Source organism: Paenibacillus sp. JCM 9796 (genome assembly GCF_055379675.1).
This window is the reverse complement of sequence record NZ_AP043723.1, coordinates 4,258,015-4,279,759: the sequence shown is the minus strand read 5'-3', so window position 1 is coordinate 4,279,759 and position 21,745 is coordinate 4,258,015. Positions and strand designations below refer to the sequence as shown.

Genomic DNA, 21,745 nt, shown 5'->3' with positions numbered 1-21,745 from the left:
GGCAGCCTTCATTCCTTACAACGATACTATGGACTTATGATCTGCAGTCGTACTGTTAGCAGACGCATGTCACTACAGGTTGGACGATAGTAGTCTTTGCCGGAGCTCCTCGGGAATCGGCTCGGCCTTCAGCTTACCGCCATTCAAGGAAACCCAAGCCCGAATTTCGTAGCCTTCCGCAACCAGATTCTCCCCGAGATAAAACGTATGCTCGATCTTAAACACTTTGTTTTTCACTTCCGACACCACGGATACTACCTTCACCCAATCATCGAAGTTCAGCGGCCGGCGAAATTGGCAATGAGCTTCAACTAGCGGAGTTCCCAGACTCTCGTTTTGCTGCTTTCTTGTAGGAAACCCGATGGCTGCAAACATCTCATGGAAAGCCTGATCCATCCACTTATAGAAATTCGGATAGTAGACAATGCCCGCCGCATCCGTTTCAGCGAATCTAACCTTAAATTCCCAAACACTTTTATACATGGCAGCCTCCGATTAAACTTTCCCTGTTCCATAGGGAGCACTCTTCTCCGGGGATAAAACGCTTTCATTTCAGCGCCTTTATTTGTACATGTAACTCAATGACTTGCTTGTTTCAATATGGCTTCTTTTAATTTTAACTTTTGAATTTTTCCGCTTGCTGTAGCTGGCAGACTCTCCGTAAACACCACTTGCTTGGGAACCTTGTAATCCGCCAAATGCTGTTTAACGTATGCCAGCATTTCTTCATTTGACGATTGTTCATCCGCTTTTAACTTAATGACGGCGCAAGCAATTTCCCCCATCACCGGATCGGGAAGTCCGATGACCGCGGCTTGCAGCACTTTCGGATGCTGGTACAAGATTTCTTCAATCTCTCCCGGATAAATGTTATATCCGCCGCGAATGATCATCTCTTTCTTGCGTCCCACAAAACGAATATAGCCGTCCGGCTGCATAACCCCCAGATCTCCCGTATAAAACCATCCGTCTTGGTCGATGACCTGGCTCGTTTGTTCCGGATTGTTATAATAGCCTTTCATCACTCCAAAACTTCTGCAAGCGATTTCGCCAACTTCTCCAAAAGGAACCGGTTCCCTGCTGTCATTAACAATTTTGGCTTCGGCTCCGGGAATCGCTTTGCCTATCGTTTCATGAATGTTTTTCTCCGTGTCCTGATAGGCTGTAATCGTTAATGAACCGATTTCGGACATGCCGAAGGAGTTGCAAATGTTCATCCTCATTTTTTCCTTGATCGCCCTTATCGTTTCCGCAGGACACGGAGCTCCGCCAACAACCCCTGTCCGTAAAGAAGACAAATCATAGCTTGCAAAATCGGGATGATTTAATTCAAGAATATACATCGTCGGCACCGCATGATGAACGGTTACTTTTTCTTGTTGAATGAGCTCCAACGCCTCTTTGGCTTTATAAACGTCCATCAGCACGATTTTCGATTGCATCGAAATCGCCGCAAACAGATTGATTCCCATGCCAAAAATATGGAAAAGCGGAGCAGGAATGAGGTAAACATCCTCCGGGCTGCTATGAATACTCTCTCCGATGGTTCTGCCCGACCAGACCATGCCCCGATGGGTAAGCATGGCTCCTTTAGGAAAGCCGGTTGTTCCCGAAGTATAGAGAACACAAAATACATCGCGCACAGGGTCAATTTCAACTAACGCAGGTACATGGTTCCCCGCCTGTTCAATCAGGCTTTCAAGAGAAATGATGCCCTCCTTGTCGAAGCGGACGGAAACCACACCCTGAACCAGGGGAGCAACGGATTCGACCCCAACCTGCTCGTCGAATTCGGCGCTAACAAAGAGAAGCTTGATTCCTGAATCCTTGATGATATGCTGCGCTTCGTGCAAACGATATTTGGTGTTAAACGGGACCAGGATGGCCCCGATTTTGGCAACGGCAAAATAGATCGCAACGGTTTCATGCCAATTGGGCAAGCTTACCCCCACGCGGTCGCCTTGTTTAATTCCCTTCGCGTCCAAAGCGGCGGCGATCCGGTCGGTTTCCTGCAGCAGCTCGGCATAGGTTAGCCTGCGGGTTCGATCGTATACGGCTTCTTTATCAGGCCTCTTTTGAGAGGACGCTTCCAATAATTGATATACATTTAATAATTCGCATTGACTGCCGGACATCTAACGACTCCCCCTCTAGAGTCTTTCCCAGATGGCGGCAATCCCTTGGCCTCCACCTATGCATACGGAGGATACCCCGTATTTTTTCCCTCTGCGGCCCAGTTCATAGAGTAAAGACAAGCTGATTCTAGTTCCCGAGGCGGCTAGAGGATGCCCCAGGGCAACAGCCCCTCCATTCACATTACCGATCGACGGATCGAAGTTCAGTTCCTTCTGACAAGCTAAATATTGGGCGGAGAAGGCTTCATTGATCTCAACCAAATCCAGTTGATCTATGGTCATACCCGCCTTCTCTAAAGCTTGCCGGATCGCTGGAACCGGACCGATCCCCATGTATTTCGGATCGACCCCGACGACTCCCCAAGAGACCAGGCGCGCGATGGGCTTCAATCCTTTTTGGGCGGCGTAGCTTCCCGATGCGACAATGACAGCTGCCGCCCCGTCATTCATCCCGCTTGCATTCCCGGGCGTCACGACCCCATTTTCGATAAAGCGCGGCTTCAATTTGCCCAATTGCTCCAGACTCGTTTTTCGCGGATGTTCATCGGTATCAATGATTTTAATTCCCTTCCTATCCTGCACGGAAACCGGGACAATCTCTTCGGCAAAATAGCCTTTCTCGATTGCAGCTAGTGCACGTTCATGACTGGACAACGCGTGCTGATCAATCTCCTCGCGCGAAAGCTCATACTTTCGGGCGAGATTTTCTGCTGTAACGGCCATCGTGCACTCGCCGTATGTGTCATAAAGTCCATCCCATAACCAGTCTTCCATCACAGGAGCGCCTAACGCCTTGCCCCAGCGGGTGCCCCGGATGACATGCGGCACCTGGCTCATGCTTTCCGTTCCTCCGGCCAGGACCACATTAGCTTCACCCGTGAGAATATATCGGGCGGCGGTAAGAATGGACTCCAGGCCGGTTCCGCACAGGCGGTTAATCGTCAAGGCCGGGACCGGGATGGGAAGACCCGCTTTCAAACCGACATGGCGCGCCAACAGGTGGGCATCCCGGCTCGATTGCTGAACATTACCGAACACTACTTGGTCGATCTCTTCCGCCTCGATCTTCGCTTTCTTGATTGCCTCTTTGGCCGCAGCAACCCCTAAATCAGTTGCGGAAATATCGCGAAACGAGCCGCAAAATTCCGCAAACGCCGTCCGTGCGCCTTCCAGCAAAACGATATCGGTATTGTTATCCATCGCTTCTCATCTCCCAAGGGCTTTCTATCGACCGACGTAAACAGGCTTGCGCTTTTCGAAGAAGGAAGCCATTCCCTCTTTTCTGTCCTCGGTCTCGAATGTAATGCCAAAACAAACCGTCTCGATGGTCAATGCGTTGTTCAGATCGGTATCGGCTCCGGTATGCAAGGCAGTCTTCATCATCTTCAGGGCAACCGCCGGTTTCTCGGCCAGCTTCGCCGCCCATTCAAGCGCTGTGTCCATCAAGCTTTCCAGCGGCACCACCTTGCTGACCAAACCGTAAGCCTGCGCCTCCTGCGCTTTGATCATATCGCCAAAATAGAGCAGCTCTTTAGCCCGCGCTTGCCCAATGAGCCGCTGCAGCCGCTGTGTACCGCCCCCGCCGGGGATGATCGCCAAGTTGATTTCCGGCAAGGCGATTTTCGCGTTCTCCGAGCAAATCCGGAAATCGCAGCATAGGGCGAGCTCACAGCCGCCTCCCAGTGCGAGTCCGTTGATGGCGGCAATGACCGGCTTGCCGATGTTTTCCAGTTTCTCGAAGGCTTTGCGTGAAATCCGGTTCATCCTGGCGATGCCCGCAGCGTCGAGTTCTTTCATTTCGCTGATGTCGGCGCCCGCCGCGAATGCGCGCTCCCCCTTGCCGGTAATAATGATGGCGCCAATGTCATCGTTATTTTCCAGCTCCTCCAGTATCTCATACAGCTCGCTGAAAAGCTTCTTATTCAAAGGATTCATCGGGGGCCGATTCAGGCTTAGCACCGCAACTCTACCGTTTACTGTCAGTTCCAGGGTTTCAAACTCCATCGTCTTGTTCATCTCCTTTGGATTGTGGGGGTTATTTGTTGTAATCATACCAGCCTGCTCCTGTTTTCTTGCCCAGACGTCCTGCGCGAACCACTCGTTTCAAGGATTGCGGCGCCGCAAAGCGGTCATCCTTGAATTCCTCATAGAAGTAGTCCAGCACATGCAATCCGATATCGACTCCGGCAAAATCTTGCAGTTCAAACGGGCCCATCGGGTAATTGAGCCCCAATTTTACGGCCTTATCTACATCCTCCATCGTCGCGACCCCTTCCTCCACCAGGCGCATCGCTTCGACGAACTGTGGGATCATGACCCGGTTAACGATGAACCCCGGCGAATCCTTCTTCACTTCAATCGGTTCTTTGCCGAAATCCCGGGCCAGGCCCATCAGCGTCGCAACCGTATCGTCGCTAGTGTTATAACCCCTAACGACTTCAACCAGCTTCATGATCGGAGCCGGGTTGAAAAAATGCATGCCGGCTACGCGGTCGGCACGTTTCGTCGCTTGCGCGATCGATGTGATCGACAACGAGGACGTATTGGTGGCCAGGATCGCTTCGGGTCCCAGAACAGCGTCCAGCTGACGGAACATGTCCTGCTTGATCTTCATATCCTCAACGATCGCTTCGATGACAACATGGGCCTGCTCCATCCGCGTTAAATCAGAGGTAGCCTCTATGTTAGCCAACGTCGTTTCTTTATCGGCTTCCGTCAGCTTTCCTTTTTCAACCAATCTGGCCAAGATGGAAGCAATTCGGCCTTTTCCTTTATGGACCAGCTCGTCGTTCATATCATATAAAACAACGCGAAACCCTTTCTGAGCCGCAAGCTGCGCTATGCCGCTCCCCATCGTTCCCGCTCCGACAACGCCGATGATACGTTCGTTCATCTTATAAATCTCCTTCTCTAAAATAAGCTCGTATTTTTGTATGCGCTTTATAGTTTAATTATAAAAAATTTAGTTGCATCCAAACACGTTCACGATGTAGGAAAAACGGAATAACTTTTCGTCCACCGTAATCAACTTAATTCGATCAGTCTTTAGCCGCGTACGACCAAACGTGATTGGAGAATACTTTTTCAATTTGCAGATTCGTTTCCATGTAATCGAGCATTCCGATGACTTCCGACATCACGAATGTAAATTGGCGCCGGTACTCCGTAGGATACATTTCCTTGGCCAGCTCAAACGGCGTTTTTGCCCTGAGCTTGATCAGCTCTTTGACTCTGTCCGCCTTTTCATCCATCCTTGAAAGTCTGGAGTCGATCAAGGCCGCATGTTGACCGAACGCCTCTCCGTGACCGGGAAACACGATATCCGCGGCGAGCTCCCGGCATTTCAACAGCGATTCCCGGTACAAAGCAAGTGAGGGCAACCGGTTCCCGTCTATATCCGGCTCGACAAGCGCATTGCTTGAAATCTTGGGAAGCAGGTGATCGCCTGCCGCCAAAACCTTTCTTTGGCGGTCATAGAACATCAGATGGTCGGGGGAGTGACCCGGCGCGTATATAGGCTCCAGGCTGTCCAGCCCTTGAATATTCCCTCCCTCATCCACCTCAATGATTTCAGCCGTCACTTTTTCATGTTTATTTTCGACCATACTTCTTTTCATCTGCTCGATACGTTGAGCGCCTAACTCACCGCAGCCCATCTCACGGTACAATGTATCAAAAAAGTCACAGCGAAAGCTTAAATATTCCGGATCCCGAGTAAGCCGCGGAACCGCCAACGGATGGGCCAGGACAGGAATCTTGCAACGCTCCGCAATCCTGTTAATTAATCCGATGTGATCGGGATGATGATGGGTGAGCACAATTCGCTCCAAATCCGTTAATGAATAGCCTAAGTTTCCAAGTGAGCTTTGCAGAATGGCAAACGCTTCATCTGTATTTATGCCGGCATCGATCAAGGTTAACTTGCCGTTCCGCTCAATAACCAACACGTTGACCGGACCGACCGGGAGAAGGGTCGGCAGCGTGATTTGATGGAATCCATAACCGTCCTTATGAACCGAGTACATGGAATGCTCCTCCAATACGGGCTAAAATAAAAAAACGGGATGCCGGTAACCAAACACCCCTTGAATAATCGTATGGTTCAAGAAATTTTCACTCCCAGATAAGCCGATTGAACGTTTGCGTTATTGCTAATTTCATCTCTCGTGCCGTTTAGAATGATTTTGCCCTGATCCATCACATAAACGCGGTCGGCCACTCTCAGGGCGGCTTTGACGTTCTGTTCCACCAGGATGACCATCGTGCCAAGCTGCTCTTTGATATATTTCAAATTTTCCAATATTTCATTCACGATCATCGGTGCTAACCCCATAGACGGCTCATCCAGCAAAATAATTTTCGGATTCGACATTAAGCCTCGTCCGATCGCGAGCATTTGCTGTTCTCCGCCGCTTAGAAAACCGCCGAGATTATGCATATGTTTTTTCAATCCGGGGAACATCTCAAGTACTTTCTCCAGGTTTCCCTTGACGCTTTCCTTCTCTTTAAAGTATTTGGAATACATGCCGAGCCGTAAATTTTCTTCAACGGTCAGGTTGCTGAAAATTTGCCGCCCTTCGGGAACAAGTGCCAAACCTTTGCCAACAACATGATGGGAAGGGAAACCGCTGATCGTTTCGCCGTGTAAAGTCACTTTCCCTTCCGACGGCTTGTAAAGACCGGCTAACGTGTTCAACAGGGTGCTTTTTCCGGCGCCGTTCGCACCGATCACCGAAACGATTTCGCCGCTATGTACTTCGAGATTAATGGCGTGTAGTATTTGGATGTTGCCTATATGTGTGCTTAAGTTTTCTACTTTCAGCATTAAACCGCCTCCTCCCCCAAGTACGCTTTAATTACTTTTTCATTGCGTTGTACGTCTTCGGGAGTTCCTTCCGCAATTTTTTTGCCGAAATCGATGACGACGATACGATCGGCAATTTCCATAACGGTAGCCATCTTGTGCTCGACAAACAAGAAAGAATGGCCTTTCTTTTTATACTCTACGATGTACTCGGACATTTTTTTCGTTTCCGCATCGTTTAAACCCGCCATCGGTTCGTCTAACAAGACGAGTGTAGGCTCATACATGATGGCGCGGGCGAATTCCAATTGCTTCTGAAGTCCGTAGGAGAGCTGCCCTGCTTTTTCATGCATCAGATGGAGCAGCCCTACCATTTCGAGCGCGTCCAGAGCGAGCTGATACGCTTGTTCTTCATCCTTCTTGACGATCGGCAGTCGAAATCCCGCACTGAGCACATTCGTCCTCAATTTCACATGCGCGCCCATCATGGCATTTTCCAGAACGGTCATATTGCGAAAAATTTGAAGATTTTGGAACGTCCTTGATATTTTAAGCGGCGCCAGCTCATATATTTTTTTGCCGGTAAGTCGATTTCCTTGATAAATAACTTCTCCTGAGGTAGGCGGCATAAAACAAGAAATCGTATTGAACAACGTGGTCTTCCCGGCACCGTTCGGACCGATGACCGCCACAATCTCCCCTTCCCCAACTTGAAAGCTAACGTTATCGACCGCGGTTACTCCGCCGAATTTTTTCGTCAATCCCTTAACTTCCAGTAAGTTTGTCATGTTTAAACCCCTTTTGCTTCTTTCATCATTTTGGTTTTGCTGCGCGAAGCTTTGACCCAGGCGCCTGATAGTATCGAAATGACCCCTCTAGGAGCAAACATCATCACAATCACGATCATAAAACCGTAAACCACAATTTCAACCGGACCGCTGAGATGGAGGTAGTCTTTACCGATATACCGGATCAGTTCCTGCAGGAACATGATGGTGCCCGTACCCAGCATAGCGCCCCAGATGGAATGGCTTCCGCCGACCATGACCATGATCAGCAGCAAAATGGAGAAATTAATGTAAAACGTAGGAGGTGCGATAAAATTAATAAAATGCGCGTAAAAGCTGCCCGCTAACGAGGCATATGCGGCGCTGATCGCAAAAATGGCCACTTTATATTTGGCGACGTTAACGCCCAAGGTTTGCGTAGCGATTTCACTGTCGTGTATGCTTCTGAGCAGCCGGCCAATAGGAGAGCGAACGATATTCGTTGAGAAAATGATCACGAGCCCCACAACGGTCCATATGAAATAATAAAAATAGAGCGGATTGCTCAGATCCAGACCGAACAACGATAAAGTCGGAATGCTGTGCAGGCCCAAGGGGCCCCCCGTATAATCCGACAACCCTACAATTAGAATATAGATGATAATATTAAAACCGAGGGTGGCTAAAGCCAGAAAGTGTCCTTTCAGCTTGAGAATGGGAATTCCGATCAGATAGGCGATGCCAAAAGTGACCACCATGCCAAGGATCATGGCCAACCAAGGCGACATCGCGGCTTTCGTCGTCAGCATGCCGGACACGTAGGCTCCGATTCCAAAGAATGCGGCATGCCCTAAAGAGATTTGCCCCGTATAGCCGATCAGCAGACTTAGTCCGACCGTAATGATGCTGTACAGGCCGATTAGAATCAGCACCGTAAAAATATGCGGAGCATGGACGAAAAACGGAAGAGCTAATATGATGGCAATTAAACCGATAAACGGTTTCCAACGATTGCCGTATAAAATTGCGTCAAGTTTAGCCATTATGATTGCCCCCTCTATACTCTTAGACCGGTTGCTTTGCCGAACAAACCGTTCGGTCTGAAGAATAGCACCAACAGCAATACCGTGAAGCTGATGGCGTCACTATACGTACTGGAAAGCAAACCGCTTGAAAAAGCTTCGACTACACCGAGCACCAAACCGCCCATGACGGCCCCGGAAATATTATTCATCCCTCCGATAACCATGGCGACAAAGCCTTTAAGACCGATTAGAAAGCCCATCTCGTACGTTGCGTCCGTTAAGGGAGCGATAATAATGCCGGCGATGGCTCCAAGGGCTGCGGCCAACGTGAAGGATAAGCCTGACATCGCCTGGGTGTTGATCCCCATTAAGCTTGCGGCGCGGGGATTGGTCTCGCTCGCTCTGAGGGCGGATCCGATAAAGGTTTTATCAAAAAAGAAATACAGCAAGGCGAGCAGGACGATCAGTATGGCAAAAATAAACAAACTTTGCGGGTTGATAACGGCCCCGAAAAAATGGATGGGCTTTATCTGAACAATCGGCGACAAGGTTTTCGGATAAGTACCCCAAATAATTAATCCGAGTCCCTTAAGAAAAATGGACAATCCGATAGTAATGACAACAAGGGTGACGGGTGCGCTCTTTCTCGCCGGTTTTATAAGTGTTCTCTCTATGAATAAGCCGATAAACGCGGTAAAAAGGATCGCTATTGGAATCGCTGCGAACATGGGAAGACCAAAACCAATTAAAGAAATACACGACATCGCCCCGATCATCGCAAACTCACCTTGAGCAAAGTTTAATATTCCCGTTGTATTGTAGATGGTGACAAATCCGATGGCTAGCAGTGCATAAATGCTGCCAACGGTAAGTCCGGTGATGAGAAATTGCAAAAATTGCGCGAAATCCATGTTCGATCTCCCTTCTAGTGAAAATCTATGGCAGATCGATATCTGCCATAGATTATTATCCATCCAACTATTCTTCGTATTTCCAGGCGTTGTCTTTAATGCCGAGTACGGTCAATCCGTCCACCTGTGAAGTCAGCCTTGTCTGTGCAAAATCGAAGGTTCCGGTAATGCCCGGATATTTGCCCAAATCTTTATTTAAAAACTTCGTAATATTTTCCGGAGTTGTATGTCCTGCCTTGATCGCCTCCACGATCATGGAAAGCCCGTCATACGTATGAGCGGCAAACAAGTCGGGTTCGCCGTTAAATTCGGCTTTGAATGCGTCACGGAACGCCTGCAATCTTTTCTTCTGATCCGAATCCGGCAGCTGGTCGACGATGCTTAACCGGCTTCCAACCACATAGAGCCCTTCATTGTTGCCTTTTACCTGATCGAGGAATCCCTGGTTCGCGGATGCGGTGCTTTGAATCATCGGAATGTTAAAGCCGAGGGCCTTAAAGTTTCTCGCCACAACCCCGGCGCCCGGCGTTCTGGACCATACGACGACAACCTCGGGATTCGCTTTTTTGACATTCGTTAATTGAACGGTCATATCGGTAGCCGTAGCGTCGAATTCTTCGTGTGCTACAATTTCAATATTATTTTCTTTTGCAAGGTCCTTGAATGCGGGAAGACCTTCAACGCCGAACGCATCCTTGGCATTTACCCAAGCCACTTTCGTAATATTTTTTTTCTTTAACCATTCCACGACCTTAACGGAAACGGTTTTTGAACTTGGGGTCATGACAAATACGTTATCCTTATCCGAATTGGCAGGTGCAACCGTCAAAAACGGAAGCTTGGCCGAGATCGCCTTCGGAAGAATTGCGGCGGTTGTACTTACTTGCGTTGCTCCCACGACCGCAACGACGCCTTCGGAAATCAAGCGGTCCATGGCAATGACGGCTTTGGTGTCATCCGTCTCATAGTCCTGCATAACTAGTTTAATTTTATAGCCGTTAATAGGCCCTTGTTTATCCAATTGCTTTTGAAACAATTTTTGTGTTTGAACTTCCGTCAAGCCTAATGTGGATGCGGGTCCGGTTTCGGCAAGCACCAATCCGATTTTAATTTCTTTGGCGTCGCCGCCGCTTCCATCCGATTTGGCAGGCGCGCCGCTGTTGGATGCGTTATTACCTGCTTGCGGGCCTTGCGGGCCGCACCCTGCCAATACAAGAAGCATGACGGCAAGAGCGAATACTAACATGTTTCGGCTTGACATTTTCATATGAACACCCCTTCTTAATAATTAGACCTAACTCTTTTTCGACATTGAAAACGCTGTCATATCCTGTAATAATTTTAATTTTACAGAAAATTCAAACTAAGTATACCTGCATCATGTAGGAATTATAATTTGTCAATTTATCCACTATGTAGGAATAGCATGAACTTCTGCATGAACTATTGTTCAGCCGGCCTCTAAACGATTCATAAGCTCATCTTTTAATTTGACTTTCTGGATTTTTCCGCTCGCCGTTGTCGGCAGCTCCTCCACAAATACCACTTTGCCGGGAAGCTTATAGCTGGCGATATACGTTTTTAAGTAATCGATGATTTCCTCCTGCGTCGCCTGGACATTAGGCTTCAGCTTGACGGCGGCGCATACGATCTCGCCTAAAGTCGCATCAGGCAGGCCGACAATCGCGGACTCCAGAACTTTCGGATGGTTTTGAAGCAAGCCTTCGATTTCCTGGGGATAAATATTGTAGCCGCCCCGTATGATCAATTCCTTCTTGCGGCCCACAAATCGAATGTACCCGTCTTCGTCCATCGTGCCCAAATCGCCCGTATAATACCACCCTTCAGGATCAAGCACTTGCCGGGTTTGCTCAGGAGATTGGTAATATTCTTTCATGACGCCGAAGCCTCTGCAAGCAATTTCGCCGGTTTCACCTGGAGGCAGCGTTTCCCTCCGGTCATTGACAATTTTCACTTCGACGCCTTCTACTGCTTTGCCGACCGTCTCGAGAATGTTGCTTTCTTTATCATCATACTGCGTGATGGTTACCGTACCGGTCTCGGTGATGCCGTAGGAAATGCAAAGATTCATGCCCATCTTCTCACGGACCCCTTTGATCGTTTCCGGAGGACAAGTGGCCGCTCCCGTTATTCCCGCCCGCAGCGAAGATAAATCGTAGGAGTCAAAATCAGGGTCCTTCAATTCGAGATTCAACATCGACGGAACCGCGTGGTGAATCGTTACTTTTTCCTGCTCGATCAGCTTTAAGGCGTCTTTCGGTTTGTATTTTTCGAGCAGCACCATTTTGGATTGACAATAGACGGCAGACATCAAGTTAACGGCCATTCCGAAGATATGAAACATCGGCGCCAGAATAATAAACACATCATCGGAGACACATTGCAGGCTCTTCGCAATCGTCATGCCGGACTGAACGACGCTGCGATGAGTGACCATGGCCCCTTTCGGCACGCCGGTCGTTCCCGAAGTATACAAAATACAGAACGTATCATGCAGAGGATCGATGGCAGGCTGCGGCGGAATGACGTCATTCGAGCCTGCTAGAAGGTCGGTAAATGAGAGGCAGCCCTCCTTCTCATACCGGACCGTAATGAGCTGCAAATGGTTCGGTTCTCCGCTTTCAAAGCCTGTTTTTTCAAATTCCTGGGATACAAAAACGACTTTGGCTCCCGAATTTCCTAAAATATGCTGTAATTCATGCAACCGATACTTGGGGTTAAATGGAACGAGAATGGCCCCTATTTTCGCAATGGCAAAAAATAATTGAACCGTCTCATGCCAGTTGGGTAAAGAAACGCCGACCCGATCCCCTTCTTTGATGCCCAGCGATACGAGAGCAGATGCTAACCGATTGACTTCCTCCTGCAGCTCGCCGTAGGTCAGTCTGCGCGTCAGGTCATAAATCGCCTCTTTATCGGGACTGCCTTGCACCGCCATATCCAACAGTTGTGAAACAGACACGCTATTCCCTTGCATGTGATCATTCACCTTACCTTCCTGTGTCCTACATATTTTGGGTAACCTTATTTCGATGACGCGTTAACATGATCGAAAGCCCGAAAATCAATAAAAACAAAGCCATAAACAGGGAAGACAAACGATACATCAAGCCGTACCCTACACCCGAGGCCAGTACGCCCAATAAGATGGAGCCGAGCGCAACCCCTGCATCGATGGAATTGTAGAACATTCCGTTCGCGATCCCCCGCTCATCTGCGGATACTTCCTTGATCATCCAGGCCTGAATGGACGGCTGGATCATCCCATACCCGCAGCCATAGACGATTGCCGACAAAATAAGTTCGAGCAAGCGGTCCGAGTAGGAAAGGAAAATGACTCCCAGCATGACCAGAAAACCACCGGGTATCACGGCGGCAACAGGCCCCCTGCGATCGAATATTTTTCCGGCAAAAGGCCGAATCAGCAGTACCATCAAGGATTGAACCAGAAAGAAGCTGCCCACGCCTTCAATGTTACGCTGAAGGCCAAACAGTGCGATGAAACCGATCAGGCCGCTGTAAGTGATGGATAAGAGCATATTCAAAATGGCGGGCAGAACTAATTTCCGGGAAAAGTAGGTGTTTCCTTGTGAAGATTTCCCTCGAACCGCTCCTGTCGCCATTGTGCTTGCTCCTGGCAACACCCCGTAGATGATAGGAAAAATCAGAAGAAGAACAATCGAAGCTGCGGCCGTTAAAGTCCCAAAGCCGTAATTGGCGAGCAAATACATCCCGATGAGGGGCCCTACAGACAATCCGAGTGTATTGGAAAATCCGAAATACCCCATGCCCTCTCCCATTCGCGCGAGAGGAACCCGATTGGATGCCATAGTGGGCAATACGGTACTGGCCACGCCAAAGCCGAAACCATACACCATTCTTATACCTAAAATGGCGATTAAGGCATGACACCAATAGGTGCCGGCTGTAGCTATCCATGCGATGAATAAACCAAGGAACAAAAGCCGACCCATTCTTTCTTTCTGGCCAGGTCTGCCTGCAAACAGTCTCGCGGCCACCGAGGATAAGGCGAAAAGGCCCGTTATCACTCCGATGCTGAAATCACTGGCCTGAAATTGCTCCTTTAAATACGCAGGGAGAGAACTGATCAGCATCTGTAAGTTTAAAAATAATAAAAACCCGCAAAGTGTGATCCCCAAAAATCCCTTGGTCCACAATTGATCCTGCTGCTGGTCCATGACATCACCTTCCGAAAGTAAACCTGCTTCCCGGATTCCTCCTTCATTTTGACTGGATACAATGTTATCGCTTACATTTGGATGGGTTAAAATAACCGATTTCCTTAAATCTTATTATAAAAAGAAATCCGGCGAAAAAATACCTTCATCGTGCAGGAAAGTAAGCGCATAAATTTCCGCATCGTGACGTATGAACAAGAAAGAAAATACCTTCCAACGAAAACGATGGAAGGTTGGACGATTTGATAAGCCATGATGGAGCCTCTTAAGCTCACTTCGGCTTCTTGTCTTTCAGATGTTTATCCAAGAAAGCGATAAGGATATCCGTAATTTCCGTTTGCACCCATTGCGGTCCGCCGTGTCCGGCACCTTGAACCACGTAGTAGGTGGAATCCACTCCTTGGCTTACGAGAGCCTCATGCAAAATCTCCGTTTGGTTCGGAGAAACCAACGTATCCTTATCGCCATGCATAATTAAGAATGGAGGTGCATCCTTCGTAATATACGTGATCGGATTGGCTTTGGCCGCTTTCTCAGGATTGGAATGGATCGATCCGCCGGGGCCGAACACCGCAGGTCCGTTTACCCACATCCCTTCCGGCGCGGAAGGAGAGTCGTGAACAGCTTCCACCTCTTTGGAGAAACCGTATCCTACCTTCGTTAAATCAGACAAACCGTATAAATCAATGACGGCCTGCACGTTGCTGCTCAGATGAAGATAATCGCCTTTGTCAAATGCCGCAACCTCATTGGTTGTTCCGCTGAATGCCGCCAGATAGCCGCCGGCTGAATTCCCCATCACCGCGATACGGTCCGGATCAATACCATATTTAGCAGCATTGGCCCGAAGGTAGCGGATCGCCGACTTTACATCTTCAAGCGGTGAAGGGAAGGTGCTTCTGGGGGTGACTCTGTATTCGATACTTGCCACGACATAGCCTGATTCGGCCATCGTCATTCTTTGTTGTAAAGAGCTGTCTTTATTGGCTGACATAAAGCCTCCGCCAGGAACAAATACAACGGCGGGAAGAAGCTCTTGACTGCCGGGCTTCAAAATATCCATATGAAGAGGGAAATTAGGATCGCCAAAGATTGAAGGCTGCGAGTAAACAATGTCCGAAATAAAGTCTACAGAGAGCTTTTTCATAGAAACTTCTAACAGCTTAGCTCCGTTAGTAGCGGCAACGGCAAGTCCGGTGGCTGCGGTAAAGATACAAACCATTAACAGGGTGAGAAGGGTTGCTTTTTTCAGTTTCATCGACGACATCCTCCTAAAATATATGAATCATACATTCAGGGCAATCGAAGTGAGCATCCCTCCTCCTGCTAAGAAAGCGGTTACTTAAACCTTCATGCTCGTTCTCTATGCAGCGAAGTCATTCCTTGTGTTGAAATCATCATACAATGAATACCCATGATTGGGTACGTTCGTGATGCAGGAAAAGAACAAATGAAAATTCTCCGCCGTAAACAAAGGTTTAGGCATCGGAGCTTTCCGTAAGATGCAGATCATACAGCTTGTACGCCAGCATGATGTTAAATCGCTGCTCGGCATCGTCAATATCCACCTGAAGGATTTCCCTGATTTTTTCCAGGCGGTATTTAAAGGAGCTGCGGTGAATGAATAAGCGATCGGAGGAATCTTTGATATTTCCGTTCGTCTGCAAATATACCCGCAGTGTATCGAACAGGTCGCGGTTCTTTCCGTTAGCGTACTGCAGCAGCGGGTCCAGATACGCTCTCAAAAATAGGGGAACGATATGGGGATCCGCCAAGTTGTACAGCACCGTATAGGAGCCTAGCTGATGAAAGCTGAGAAATTGCTTGTCCGGAAAGCGATTATAAAGAATAGCCAACGTTTTTTGCGCTTGCTTGTAGCAATTATAGTAATCTTCGATTTTATGGGCCTCTTGACTGATTCCCAAATAACTGGCCACATGGTCGAACTCGGAGCTAATGATTTTCTTGATTCTTTCATAAAAGGTTTTCCAAAACGCACCGGTCGCTTTGGCTTGGGGAACAATGGTTACATAATATTCATCCTTGCGTGTCAGGATAATCCCGGGCTCTGATCTGGAAACATGGTCGCGGATCCGATCCCAGATCCATGTTTTTTGGGCATCGACTTCAAGGAGATTGGATTTCTGCTCTTCCTTCTCTTCGAACACAAAGGAAAACAATCCAATGACGTGCGGCTCGAGAATATTCCAATTCAGCAGATTGGCGTACTCTAATATTTTGCCTTTGTTATGGATTTCCTCCACAAATAACTGATTGAAAAAGCTGTCCTTCACCTGTTCCCGCACGTCAAGAACAACCTTCTGCTTGATGAATTGAACCGCATATACGTTAAGCGCATGGTTCAGGGTCATCTTTAATACGGTATCGAGCTTCTTTCTGGGAATCGCCAGGCCCAGATAGCCCAACAGATCACCTGCTCCAACGACCTTAAACATGCCGAATTCAAGCTGGTCGTTAACCGTGATCCAATACTCCAATTGCTTGCTTTGCTGAAAGTGCCGCCTTTCGTTCTTCACCTGGGATAGAATACGCTCCCCCATCGCAGGATCGGATTCCAGGATACAGCTCGAAGTCAGATGAAAGAACCGGTCAAACAAAAAAACGGAGCATTTCATCATATCCGACAAAAACTCGGAAATTTTGGAGAATCCGTCGTCTTCCAGTGTATGCTTGACCAATTCCTGCTGATGATGCATGAACGTTTCAAGCCGGTATTTGCGGTCTTTTTCACTGGAATACAATCTCGCATTCTCAATCAGAGCCGAAACGTGCGAGGCTAAAAACTGCAGCAGCTCTAAATCGTCGGCTGTAAACAACGCATGCTCTTTATTGATGACATGCAGGACGCCGATCGTTTTCAAATTGATGATCAACGGAATTGTAATTTCACCGCCGCCCGGCTTTTCCAGGAAAGCAAAAAACGGGTTTAAATCGTAGGCTTCCTTGAGATCGATCTTGTCCTGCGGAATATTAATTCCGTAAGACGGGGGCTGATACAAAAAACAGTTCGTGTCTTCGTCATACAGGTAAATGAAGGCAGATTCCGCATTCGTCCCTTTTCCTGCGCGTTCCACGATTTTACTTACGATCTCTTCTAACGAGGAGCCGCCCAAATATACATTTTCCTTCAACCACTCGAGCCCTTTTATTTTCTTAAGCTCGGTTTCTTTTTGCTGCCCCAGGGCAAATGCGATCGCGATGTCCTTGCCATATTCCTCGAAAAGCTTCTCCGCACCGAGTACGAGAGGAACAAAGGAACGGAAGCCGATCACGCACAAGCCCAAGCTGTCTTCGTTCTCCTGCCGGATCGGGAACGTAAACCACGTTTGAAACTGCTCCGCATTTAAACCTGATAACAAAGAGCAATTGTCTTCTTCTTTAATCAAATCAAACGTACAGAGCGGCTCGCCATAAACGCGGGGCAAACAGGCTTCACTGCTCAATGGAAAATGCTGCTCAAACTGAGGGGCCTCGCCCTTCTTCGCTTTAATCTTCAGCGTATGCCCGTCCTTGATAATAATCGCCATATAGTTGCAAGCGAACTGCTCGTGAAACGAATCGATTAAGTAATGCAGCGTTTCGTCCAGCGTATCAAACTGAACCATCCGCCGTGCCGTTTTTCGAAGATGGTGATCGATTTTTTCTAATAGGTGTTTTTGTTTCTGGGTATCCAACCGTTCGCTCCCCTTTCGAATTCATCGCTCATCCACATTTTCTGCCAATAAAGAAAAATAATATCTTTATTATAGTTAGAAAATCGCCTCATGGAAAGTAATGCAATTAGAGAGGAGAGCCGACCTGCCATTAAACGACGTATTTTTCCGCGTCGATCACTCGCGAAGCGACGCTCCTTTTCAAATCAATAAGGTTGACGGCGGGTACGGAGGCCGTTGCCTTGGTCAACGCCGCCAACGCGGCAAGCAGCGCATCGCCGGAAAGGACGGCGCATATCATTTCCTTGGCCCAGGATGCGATCCTGTCGACGGTTTCATGCACGAAAGCGATCGTCATCTGAATGGCATGGCGGGCTTGGTCTTCACGAGTCCGCGCCATCATTTTCTTCGTCCGAAGCAGCACGCTCTCCATGGCGTAGATGGAAATGACGATATCGGCCAAGTTGCCTGCGATCTCCTGTTCCTGGCTCAGCTTCTTGTCATATCTTTGTACGGCTTGCGCCAGCAGCCATTGGAACGTATGCTTGGCGTTTGCAATTAGCCGTGCTTCGAGTTCCAACGTTTCGCCGGCAGAGGAGCTGGGCACGGATTGCAGCTCGCCCGGCTTCTCCAATAAAGGCAGCTCGCCTTTGAACGCCCGCTTCACCAGGGTATCCGGAATCAGCATCCGGTTAATTTCATTCGTTCCCTCAAAAATGCGGAATATCCGCGAGTCCCGGTACATACGCTCAATCCGGTATTCCTGAATGTACCCATAGCCCCCATGAATTTGCAATCCTTCATCCACGACAAAATCGAGAACCTCCGAGCCGAACACTTTATTGATCGAGCATTCCAGCGCATATTCGGAAATCGCTTTGGCCGACAAGGAATCGACATTCGGATGGCTGTGATCGAGCACGCTCAAGCCCTCGTCGAGCAAGCCGGCCGTTCGGTAAATCATACTTTCAAGCGCGAAGGTCCGGATATTCATGTCGGCCAGCTTTTTGCCGATGAGCGGGAAGGAAGCAATGGGCCGGTCGAACTGCTTGCGTTCATTCGCATAGGCAGCCGAAATTTCGATCGCCGCCTTGGAGAGCCCCAGGCCTCCCGCCGCCAGCTTCAATCGCCCGAGATTCAAAATATTGAACGCGATCAGGTGGCCCTTGCCGACCTCTCCCAACAAATTTTCAACCGGAACCTTCACATCCTCCAAAGTTAATGAGCAGGTGGAAGAGCCTTTGAGTCCCATCTTCTTCTCCTCCGGTCCGATATGCAGCCCGTCGAACGACCGTTCCACGATAAACGCGCTGAAGTCCGTCCCGTTCACCTTCGCAAAGACGATGAACACATCCGCAAAGCTCGATCCGGAAATAAATTGCTTCGTTCCGTTCAATATATAATAAGCGCCATCGCCGGATAATTTAGCATGCGTCTTCGCTCCCAGTGCGTCCGTCCCGGACGAGGCTTCCGTCAGCGCATAGGCGGCCAGCTTCTCTCCGGCTGCAATACCCGGCAAGTATCTCCTCTTTTGCTCGTCGTTGCCGAAAAACACGATCGGCAGCGAACCGATGCCCGTCTGACCTCCATACGAGATAAAGAACGAGGTCGCTCTGACGATCTTCTCATTGATTAACAGCGCGCTGACTTTATCCACATCGAGGCCTTCATACCGCTCCGGTACTTCTGCGCTGAGCAAGCCCAGTTCACCCGCGGTCCGCAGCTTTTCCTTCGTTAACTCGACGTTCAATTGATGTTCCATTTCCTCTTCCAGCGGCTCTAATTCATTCGTTACAAAATCGTCCGCCAATTGCGCGATCATACGCTGCTCTTCCGTGAAATCCTCCGGTGTGACGATTCGATTCAAATCCGCTTCTTGCACCAGAAAGCTGCCGCCCACAATTTTATTCATCTTACTCTCCCCTTCATCATTTAGTTCAATCCGAAGACGGATTGTTCCAATATTTCGGCAATATCCTTCGCTTTCACCCGGTCTTCCATTTCCTTCATTTTCGTACCGTCCTCCATCATCGTCAGGCAGTACGGACATGCGCTGCTAATGACCGTCGGATTGACCTGCAGAGCCTGCTCTGTACGGGCTACGTTAACCCTTTTGCCTGCCGTTTCCTCCATCCACATCATCCCGCCGCCGGCACCGCAGCACATCCCGTTCTCGCGGTTTCGTTCCATCTCGACCAATTCGACGCCCGGAATCGCTTTCAATATGCGGCGGGGCTGTTCGTAAACGTTATTGTAGCGGCCCAAATAACAGGAATCGTGATAGGTGATGCGTTCTTTTATTTCATACTGCGGGTTCAGCTTTCCTTCGCGGACCAGCCGATCCAACAGCTCGGTATGGTGAAGCACTTCCACATTCTCCAGCCCGAATTCCGGGTATTCGTTTTTCAACGTATTGTACGTGTGCGGGCAAGCGGTTACAATCTTTTTAACCCCATACTTTTGGAAGGTTTCGATGTTTTCCAGACAAAGCTGTTGAAATAAAAATTCATTCCCCATCCGCCTCGGCGTATCCCCGGAGTTTTTCTCCTCGTTGCCGAGAATGGCGAAGCTGACCCCGGCTTCATGCAGCAATCTGACGAAAGCCCGGGAAATTTTGCGGCTGCGCAAGTCATAAGAGCCCATCGATCCTACGAAGAAAAGGATGTCAAAATCCGGATTGTCCTTCACCGTCGGCACGGCCAAGCCTTCGATTTCCCCCGTCCACTTCTCGCGGTCGTTCCGGCTTAAGCCCCATGGATTGCTTTGTCTTTCGATATTTTGCATCGCACGCTGGCCTTCAGCCGGTACGCTGCCCTGCATCAAGACGAGCTGCCTGCGCAGGTCGATGATCTTGTCGACATGCTCGTTGCCGACCGGACATTGATCCTCGCAATTGCGGCACGTGGTACACGACCAGATTTCGTCCTCCGTCATGACGTCTCCGATCAATTCGAGCTCTTCCGCCTTGCGCTCCTGCACAGCCCAATGGCCTTTCTGCCATTCGAGGGTCGGCCCAATATCGGTCACTTCCGGCGAATCCCAGTTGGTTCCGTTCACGCTGATCCCGGACATCGCATGCACGCCGGACGAAGAGAAAGCAAATCCGGGCACCCAGGGCGATTTGGACGTAATCGCGGCGCCTTTTTCCGTTAAATGATCCCGCAGCTTCATAATCATATGCATCGGAGACAGCGCTTTCCCCGTATTCGACGCAGGACACACATTCGTGCATCTGCCGCATTCCACGCAAGCGTAAAAGTCCAGCATCTGCTTTTGCGTAAAATCTTCGATTTTGCCTACCCCGAAGTTATCGGCCTCTTCATTGTCCAGATCCAGCTTCTTTAACCGGCCTGCCGGCTCAGCCCGGCGAAACCAAATGTTGAGCGGTGCGGTCAGGAGATGAAAGTGCTTGGATTGCGGGATATACACGAGAAAAGCGAGAAGAATCAGCAAGTGCGCCCACCAAAACATATAAAACGCGGCTTTCGCAGCCGTTTCGGACATTCCGCTGAAGACCGCAGCGATCAACGATGAAAGCGGAGCGTACACGGATGCCTCGTGCATGAGCCAGATCCGTTCGAACCCGAGAGAGAACAGGACTGTCATCATCAGGAAAAAAATTAAAAACAGCACCAGGCTCGGCTTCCAGCCTCTTTTCAAGCGGGGCAGTTTCTCCACATATCTGCGGTATGCGGCATAACCCGCCGCCACAAGAATAACGAACACCGTTATTTCCTGCATCAAGCTGAATGCATCATAGCCTGGAATCGGCAAAGCGCCCCCGCCTGTCAAACCTTTCACTATTAAATCCAGGGCGCCGAATTGCAGAATGATAAAGCCGTAAAAAATGATGATGTGCATCAAGCCGCTCTTCGGATCTTTCATCAGCTTCTTCTGGGCAAATACCTGTGATACAAATTCCTGAAGCCGTCCGCCCTGCAGACTCGAATGAAATTCGGCGGGCTGGCCGAGCTTTACATATAAATATCGATGAAACACAGCTTTGTAAAACAGATAGAGTCCATACCCGACTACCGCCAAAAACAAGATGAAGTTAATCCACTGCCACGTCATGCATCGTTCCCTTCCTTCCTTGGTCTGCAAGCTATCTTCCGGTTCTTGCAAGCATTGACAATTCATATGGCGTCATCTACAATAATTAATGAATGTAGATTCATTAATTGTGAGTTATTCTATCATGACGGAGGT

Annotated in this window: 17 protein-coding genes; all 17 read right to left on the bottom strand. The window is 49.0% G+C overall.

Annotation, left to right across the window (positions count from 1 at the left end; translation table 11 throughout):
• Window positions 1-72: 72 nt before the first annotated feature.
• The gene (locus tag ACZ439_RS20650; protein ID WP_054797147.1) at window positions 73-483 is read right to left on the bottom strand and encodes an acyl-CoA thioesterase; all 411 of its coding nucleotides are present in this window, start codon (window positions 481-483) and stop codon (window positions 73-75) included.
• Between the two features lie 95 nt (window positions 484-578).
• Window positions 579-2,135, bottom strand: coding sequence for a class I adenylate-forming enzyme family protein (locus ACZ439_RS20645; protein ID WP_141334208.1), 1,557 nt, complete (start codon window positions 2,133-2,135; stop codon window positions 579-581).
• A gap of 15 nt (window positions 2,136-2,150) precedes the next feature.
• Window positions 2,151-3,335 carry an acetyl-CoA C-acetyltransferase gene (locus ACZ439_RS20640; RefSeq protein ID WP_127607213.1) on the bottom strand — a complete coding sequence of 395 codons (1,185 nt, stop codon included), beginning with the start codon at window positions 3,333-3,335 and terminating at the stop codon, window positions 2,151-2,153.
• A gap of 24 nt (window positions 3,336-3,359) precedes the next feature.
• Window positions 3,360-4,139, bottom strand: coding sequence for an enoyl-CoA hydratase/isomerase family protein (locus ACZ439_RS20635; RefSeq protein ID WP_127607211.1), 780 nt, complete (start codon window positions 4,137-4,139; stop codon window positions 3,360-3,362).
• Window positions 4,140-4,170: 31 nt separating this feature from the next.
• Window positions 4,171-5,028 (bottom strand): 3-hydroxyacyl-CoA dehydrogenase family protein, encoded by an 858-nt coding sequence (locus ACZ439_RS20630; RefSeq protein WP_127607209.1) that lies wholly within the window; start codon window positions 5,026-5,028, stop codon window positions 4,171-4,173.
• Window positions 5,029-5,173: 145 nt separating this feature from the next.
• Window positions 5,174-6,160: an MBL fold metallo-hydrolase gene (locus ACZ439_RS20625; protein WP_127607207.1), complete on the bottom strand. Its 987-nt coding sequence runs from the start codon at window positions 6,158-6,160 to the stop codon at window positions 5,174-5,176.
• Window positions 6,161-6,237: 77 nt separating this feature from the next.
• Window positions 6,238-6,960 carry an ABC transporter ATP-binding protein gene (locus ACZ439_RS20620; RefSeq protein WP_127607205.1) on the bottom strand — a complete coding sequence of 241 codons (723 nt, stop codon included), beginning with the start codon at window positions 6,958-6,960 and terminating at the stop codon, window positions 6,238-6,240.
• Complete coding sequence (locus ACZ439_RS20615) at window positions 6,960-7,727, bottom strand: ABC transporter ATP-binding protein (protein WP_141334212.1); 768 nt, start codon at window positions 7,725-7,727, stop codon at window positions 6,960-6,962. Before ACZ439_RS20615 ends, ACZ439_RS20620 begins: the two co-directional genes overlap by 1 nt.
• 2 nt (window positions 7,728-7,729) lie before the next feature.
• The gene (locus ACZ439_RS20610; RefSeq protein WP_127607201.1) at window positions 7,730-8,749 is read right to left on the bottom strand and encodes a branched-chain amino acid ABC transporter permease; all 1,020 of its coding nucleotides are present in this window, start codon (window positions 8,747-8,749) and stop codon (window positions 7,730-7,732) included.
• Between the two features lie 14 nt (window positions 8,750-8,763).
• Window positions 8,764-9,705: a branched-chain amino acid ABC transporter permease gene (locus tag ACZ439_RS20605; protein WP_306439338.1), complete on the bottom strand. Its 942-nt coding sequence runs from the start codon at window positions 9,703-9,705 to the stop codon at window positions 8,764-8,766.
• Between the two features lie 4 nt (window positions 9,706-9,709).
• A complete protein-coding gene (locus ACZ439_RS20600; RefSeq protein WP_141334216.1) occupies window positions 9,710-10,909 on the bottom strand; it encodes an ABC transporter substrate-binding protein in 1,200 nt (399 codons plus the stop codon).
• A gap of 183 nt (window positions 10,910-11,092) precedes the next feature.
• On the bottom strand, window positions 11,093-12,640 hold the full coding sequence (locus tag ACZ439_RS20595) for a class I adenylate-forming enzyme family protein (RefSeq protein WP_141334218.1): 1,548 nt from the start codon (window positions 12,638-12,640) through the stop codon (window positions 11,093-11,095).
• Between the two features lie 28 nt (window positions 12,641-12,668).
• The gene (locus tag ACZ439_RS20590) at window positions 12,669-13,862 is read right to left on the bottom strand and encodes an MFS transporter (RefSeq protein ID WP_141334220.1); all 1,194 of its coding nucleotides are present in this window, start codon (window positions 13,860-13,862) and stop codon (window positions 12,669-12,671) included.
• A gap of 271 nt (window positions 13,863-14,133) precedes the next feature.
• Window positions 14,134-15,120 (bottom strand): alpha/beta hydrolase fold domain-containing protein, encoded by a 987-nt coding sequence (locus ACZ439_RS20585; protein WP_464620098.1) that lies wholly within the window; start codon window positions 15,118-15,120, stop codon window positions 14,134-14,136.
• A gap of 220 nt (window positions 15,121-15,340) precedes the next feature.
• Window positions 15,341-17,557: a helix-turn-helix domain-containing protein gene (locus tag ACZ439_RS20580; RefSeq protein WP_155613796.1), complete on the bottom strand. Its 2,217-nt coding sequence runs from the start codon at window positions 17,555-17,557 to the stop codon at window positions 15,341-15,343.
• 130 nt (window positions 17,558-17,687) lie between these two features.
• On the bottom strand, window positions 17,688-19,448 hold the full coding sequence (locus ACZ439_RS20575; RefSeq protein WP_054797134.1) for an acyl-CoA dehydrogenase family protein: 1,761 nt from the start codon (window positions 19,446-19,448) through the stop codon (window positions 17,688-17,690).
• A gap of 20 nt (window positions 19,449-19,468) precedes the next feature.
• Entirely contained in the window at window positions 19,469-21,610 is a 2,142-nt protein-coding gene (locus ACZ439_RS20570) for a heterodisulfide reductase-related iron-sulfur binding cluster (protein WP_464620097.1), read from the bottom strand.
• Window positions 21,611-21,745: the final 135 nt, after the last annotated feature.

Excerpts from the sequence above, each read along its gene's own strand:
- ACZ439_RS20585 (WP_464620098.1), bottom strand. The coding sequence starts at position 15,120 with ATGAAACTGAAAAAAGCAACCCTTCTCACCCTGTTAATGGTTTGTATC.
- ACZ439_RS20595 (WP_141334218.1), bottom strand. The coding sequence starts at position 12,640 with ATGCAAGGGAATAGCGTGTCTGTTTCACAACTGTTGGATATGGCGGTG.
- ACZ439_RS20610 (WP_127607201.1), bottom strand. The coding sequence starts at position 8,749 with ATGGCTAAACTTGACGCAATTTTATACGGCAATCGTTGGAAACCGTTT.
- ACZ439_RS20570 (WP_464620097.1), bottom strand. The coding sequence starts at position 21,610 with ATGACGTGGCAGTGGATTAACTTCATCTTGTTTTTGGCGGTAGTCGGG.
- ACZ439_RS20635 (WP_127607211.1), bottom strand. The coding sequence starts at position 4,139 with ATGGAGTTTGAAACCCTGGAACTGACAGTAAACGGTAGAGTTGCGGTG.
- ACZ439_RS20600 (WP_141334216.1), bottom strand. The coding sequence starts at position 10,909 with ATGAAAATGTCAAGCCGAAACATGTTAGTATTCGCTCTTGCCGTCATG.
- ACZ439_RS20575 (WP_054797134.1), bottom strand. The coding sequence starts at position 19,448 with ATGAATAAAATTGTGGGCGGCAGCTTTCTGGTGCAAGAAGCGGATTTG.
- ACZ439_RS20650 (WP_054797147.1), bottom strand. The coding sequence starts at position 483 with ATGTATAAAAGTGTTTGGGAATTTAAGGTTAGATTCGCTGAAACGGAT.
- ACZ439_RS20645 (WP_141334208.1), bottom strand. The coding sequence starts at position 2,135 with ATGTCCGGCAGTCAATGCGAATTATTAAATGTATATCAATTATTGGAA.
- ACZ439_RS20615 (WP_141334212.1), bottom strand. The coding sequence starts at position 7,727 with ATGACAAACTTACTGGAAGTTAAGGGATTGACGAAAAAATTCGGCGGA.
- ACZ439_RS20590 (WP_141334220.1), bottom strand. The coding sequence starts at position 13,862 with ATGGACCAGCAGCAGGATCAATTGTGGACCAAGGGATTTTTGGGGATC.
- ACZ439_RS20605 (WP_306439338.1), bottom strand. The coding sequence starts at position 9,705 with ATGGATAATAATCTATGGCAGATATCGATCTGCCATAGATTTTCACTA.
- ACZ439_RS20640 (WP_127607213.1), bottom strand. The coding sequence starts at position 3,335 with ATGGATAACAATACCGATATCGTTTTGCTGGAAGGCGCACGGACGGCG.
- ACZ439_RS20625 (WP_127607207.1), bottom strand. The coding sequence starts at position 6,160 with ATGTACTCGGTTCATAAGGACGGTTATGGATTCCATCAAATCACGCTG.
- ACZ439_RS20620 (WP_127607205.1), bottom strand. The coding sequence starts at position 6,960 with ATGCTGAAAGTAGAAAACTTAAGCACACATATAGGCAACATCCAAATA.
- ACZ439_RS20630 (WP_127607209.1), bottom strand. The coding sequence starts at position 5,028 with ATGAACGAACGTATCATCGGCGTTGTCGGAGCGGGAACGATGGGGAGC.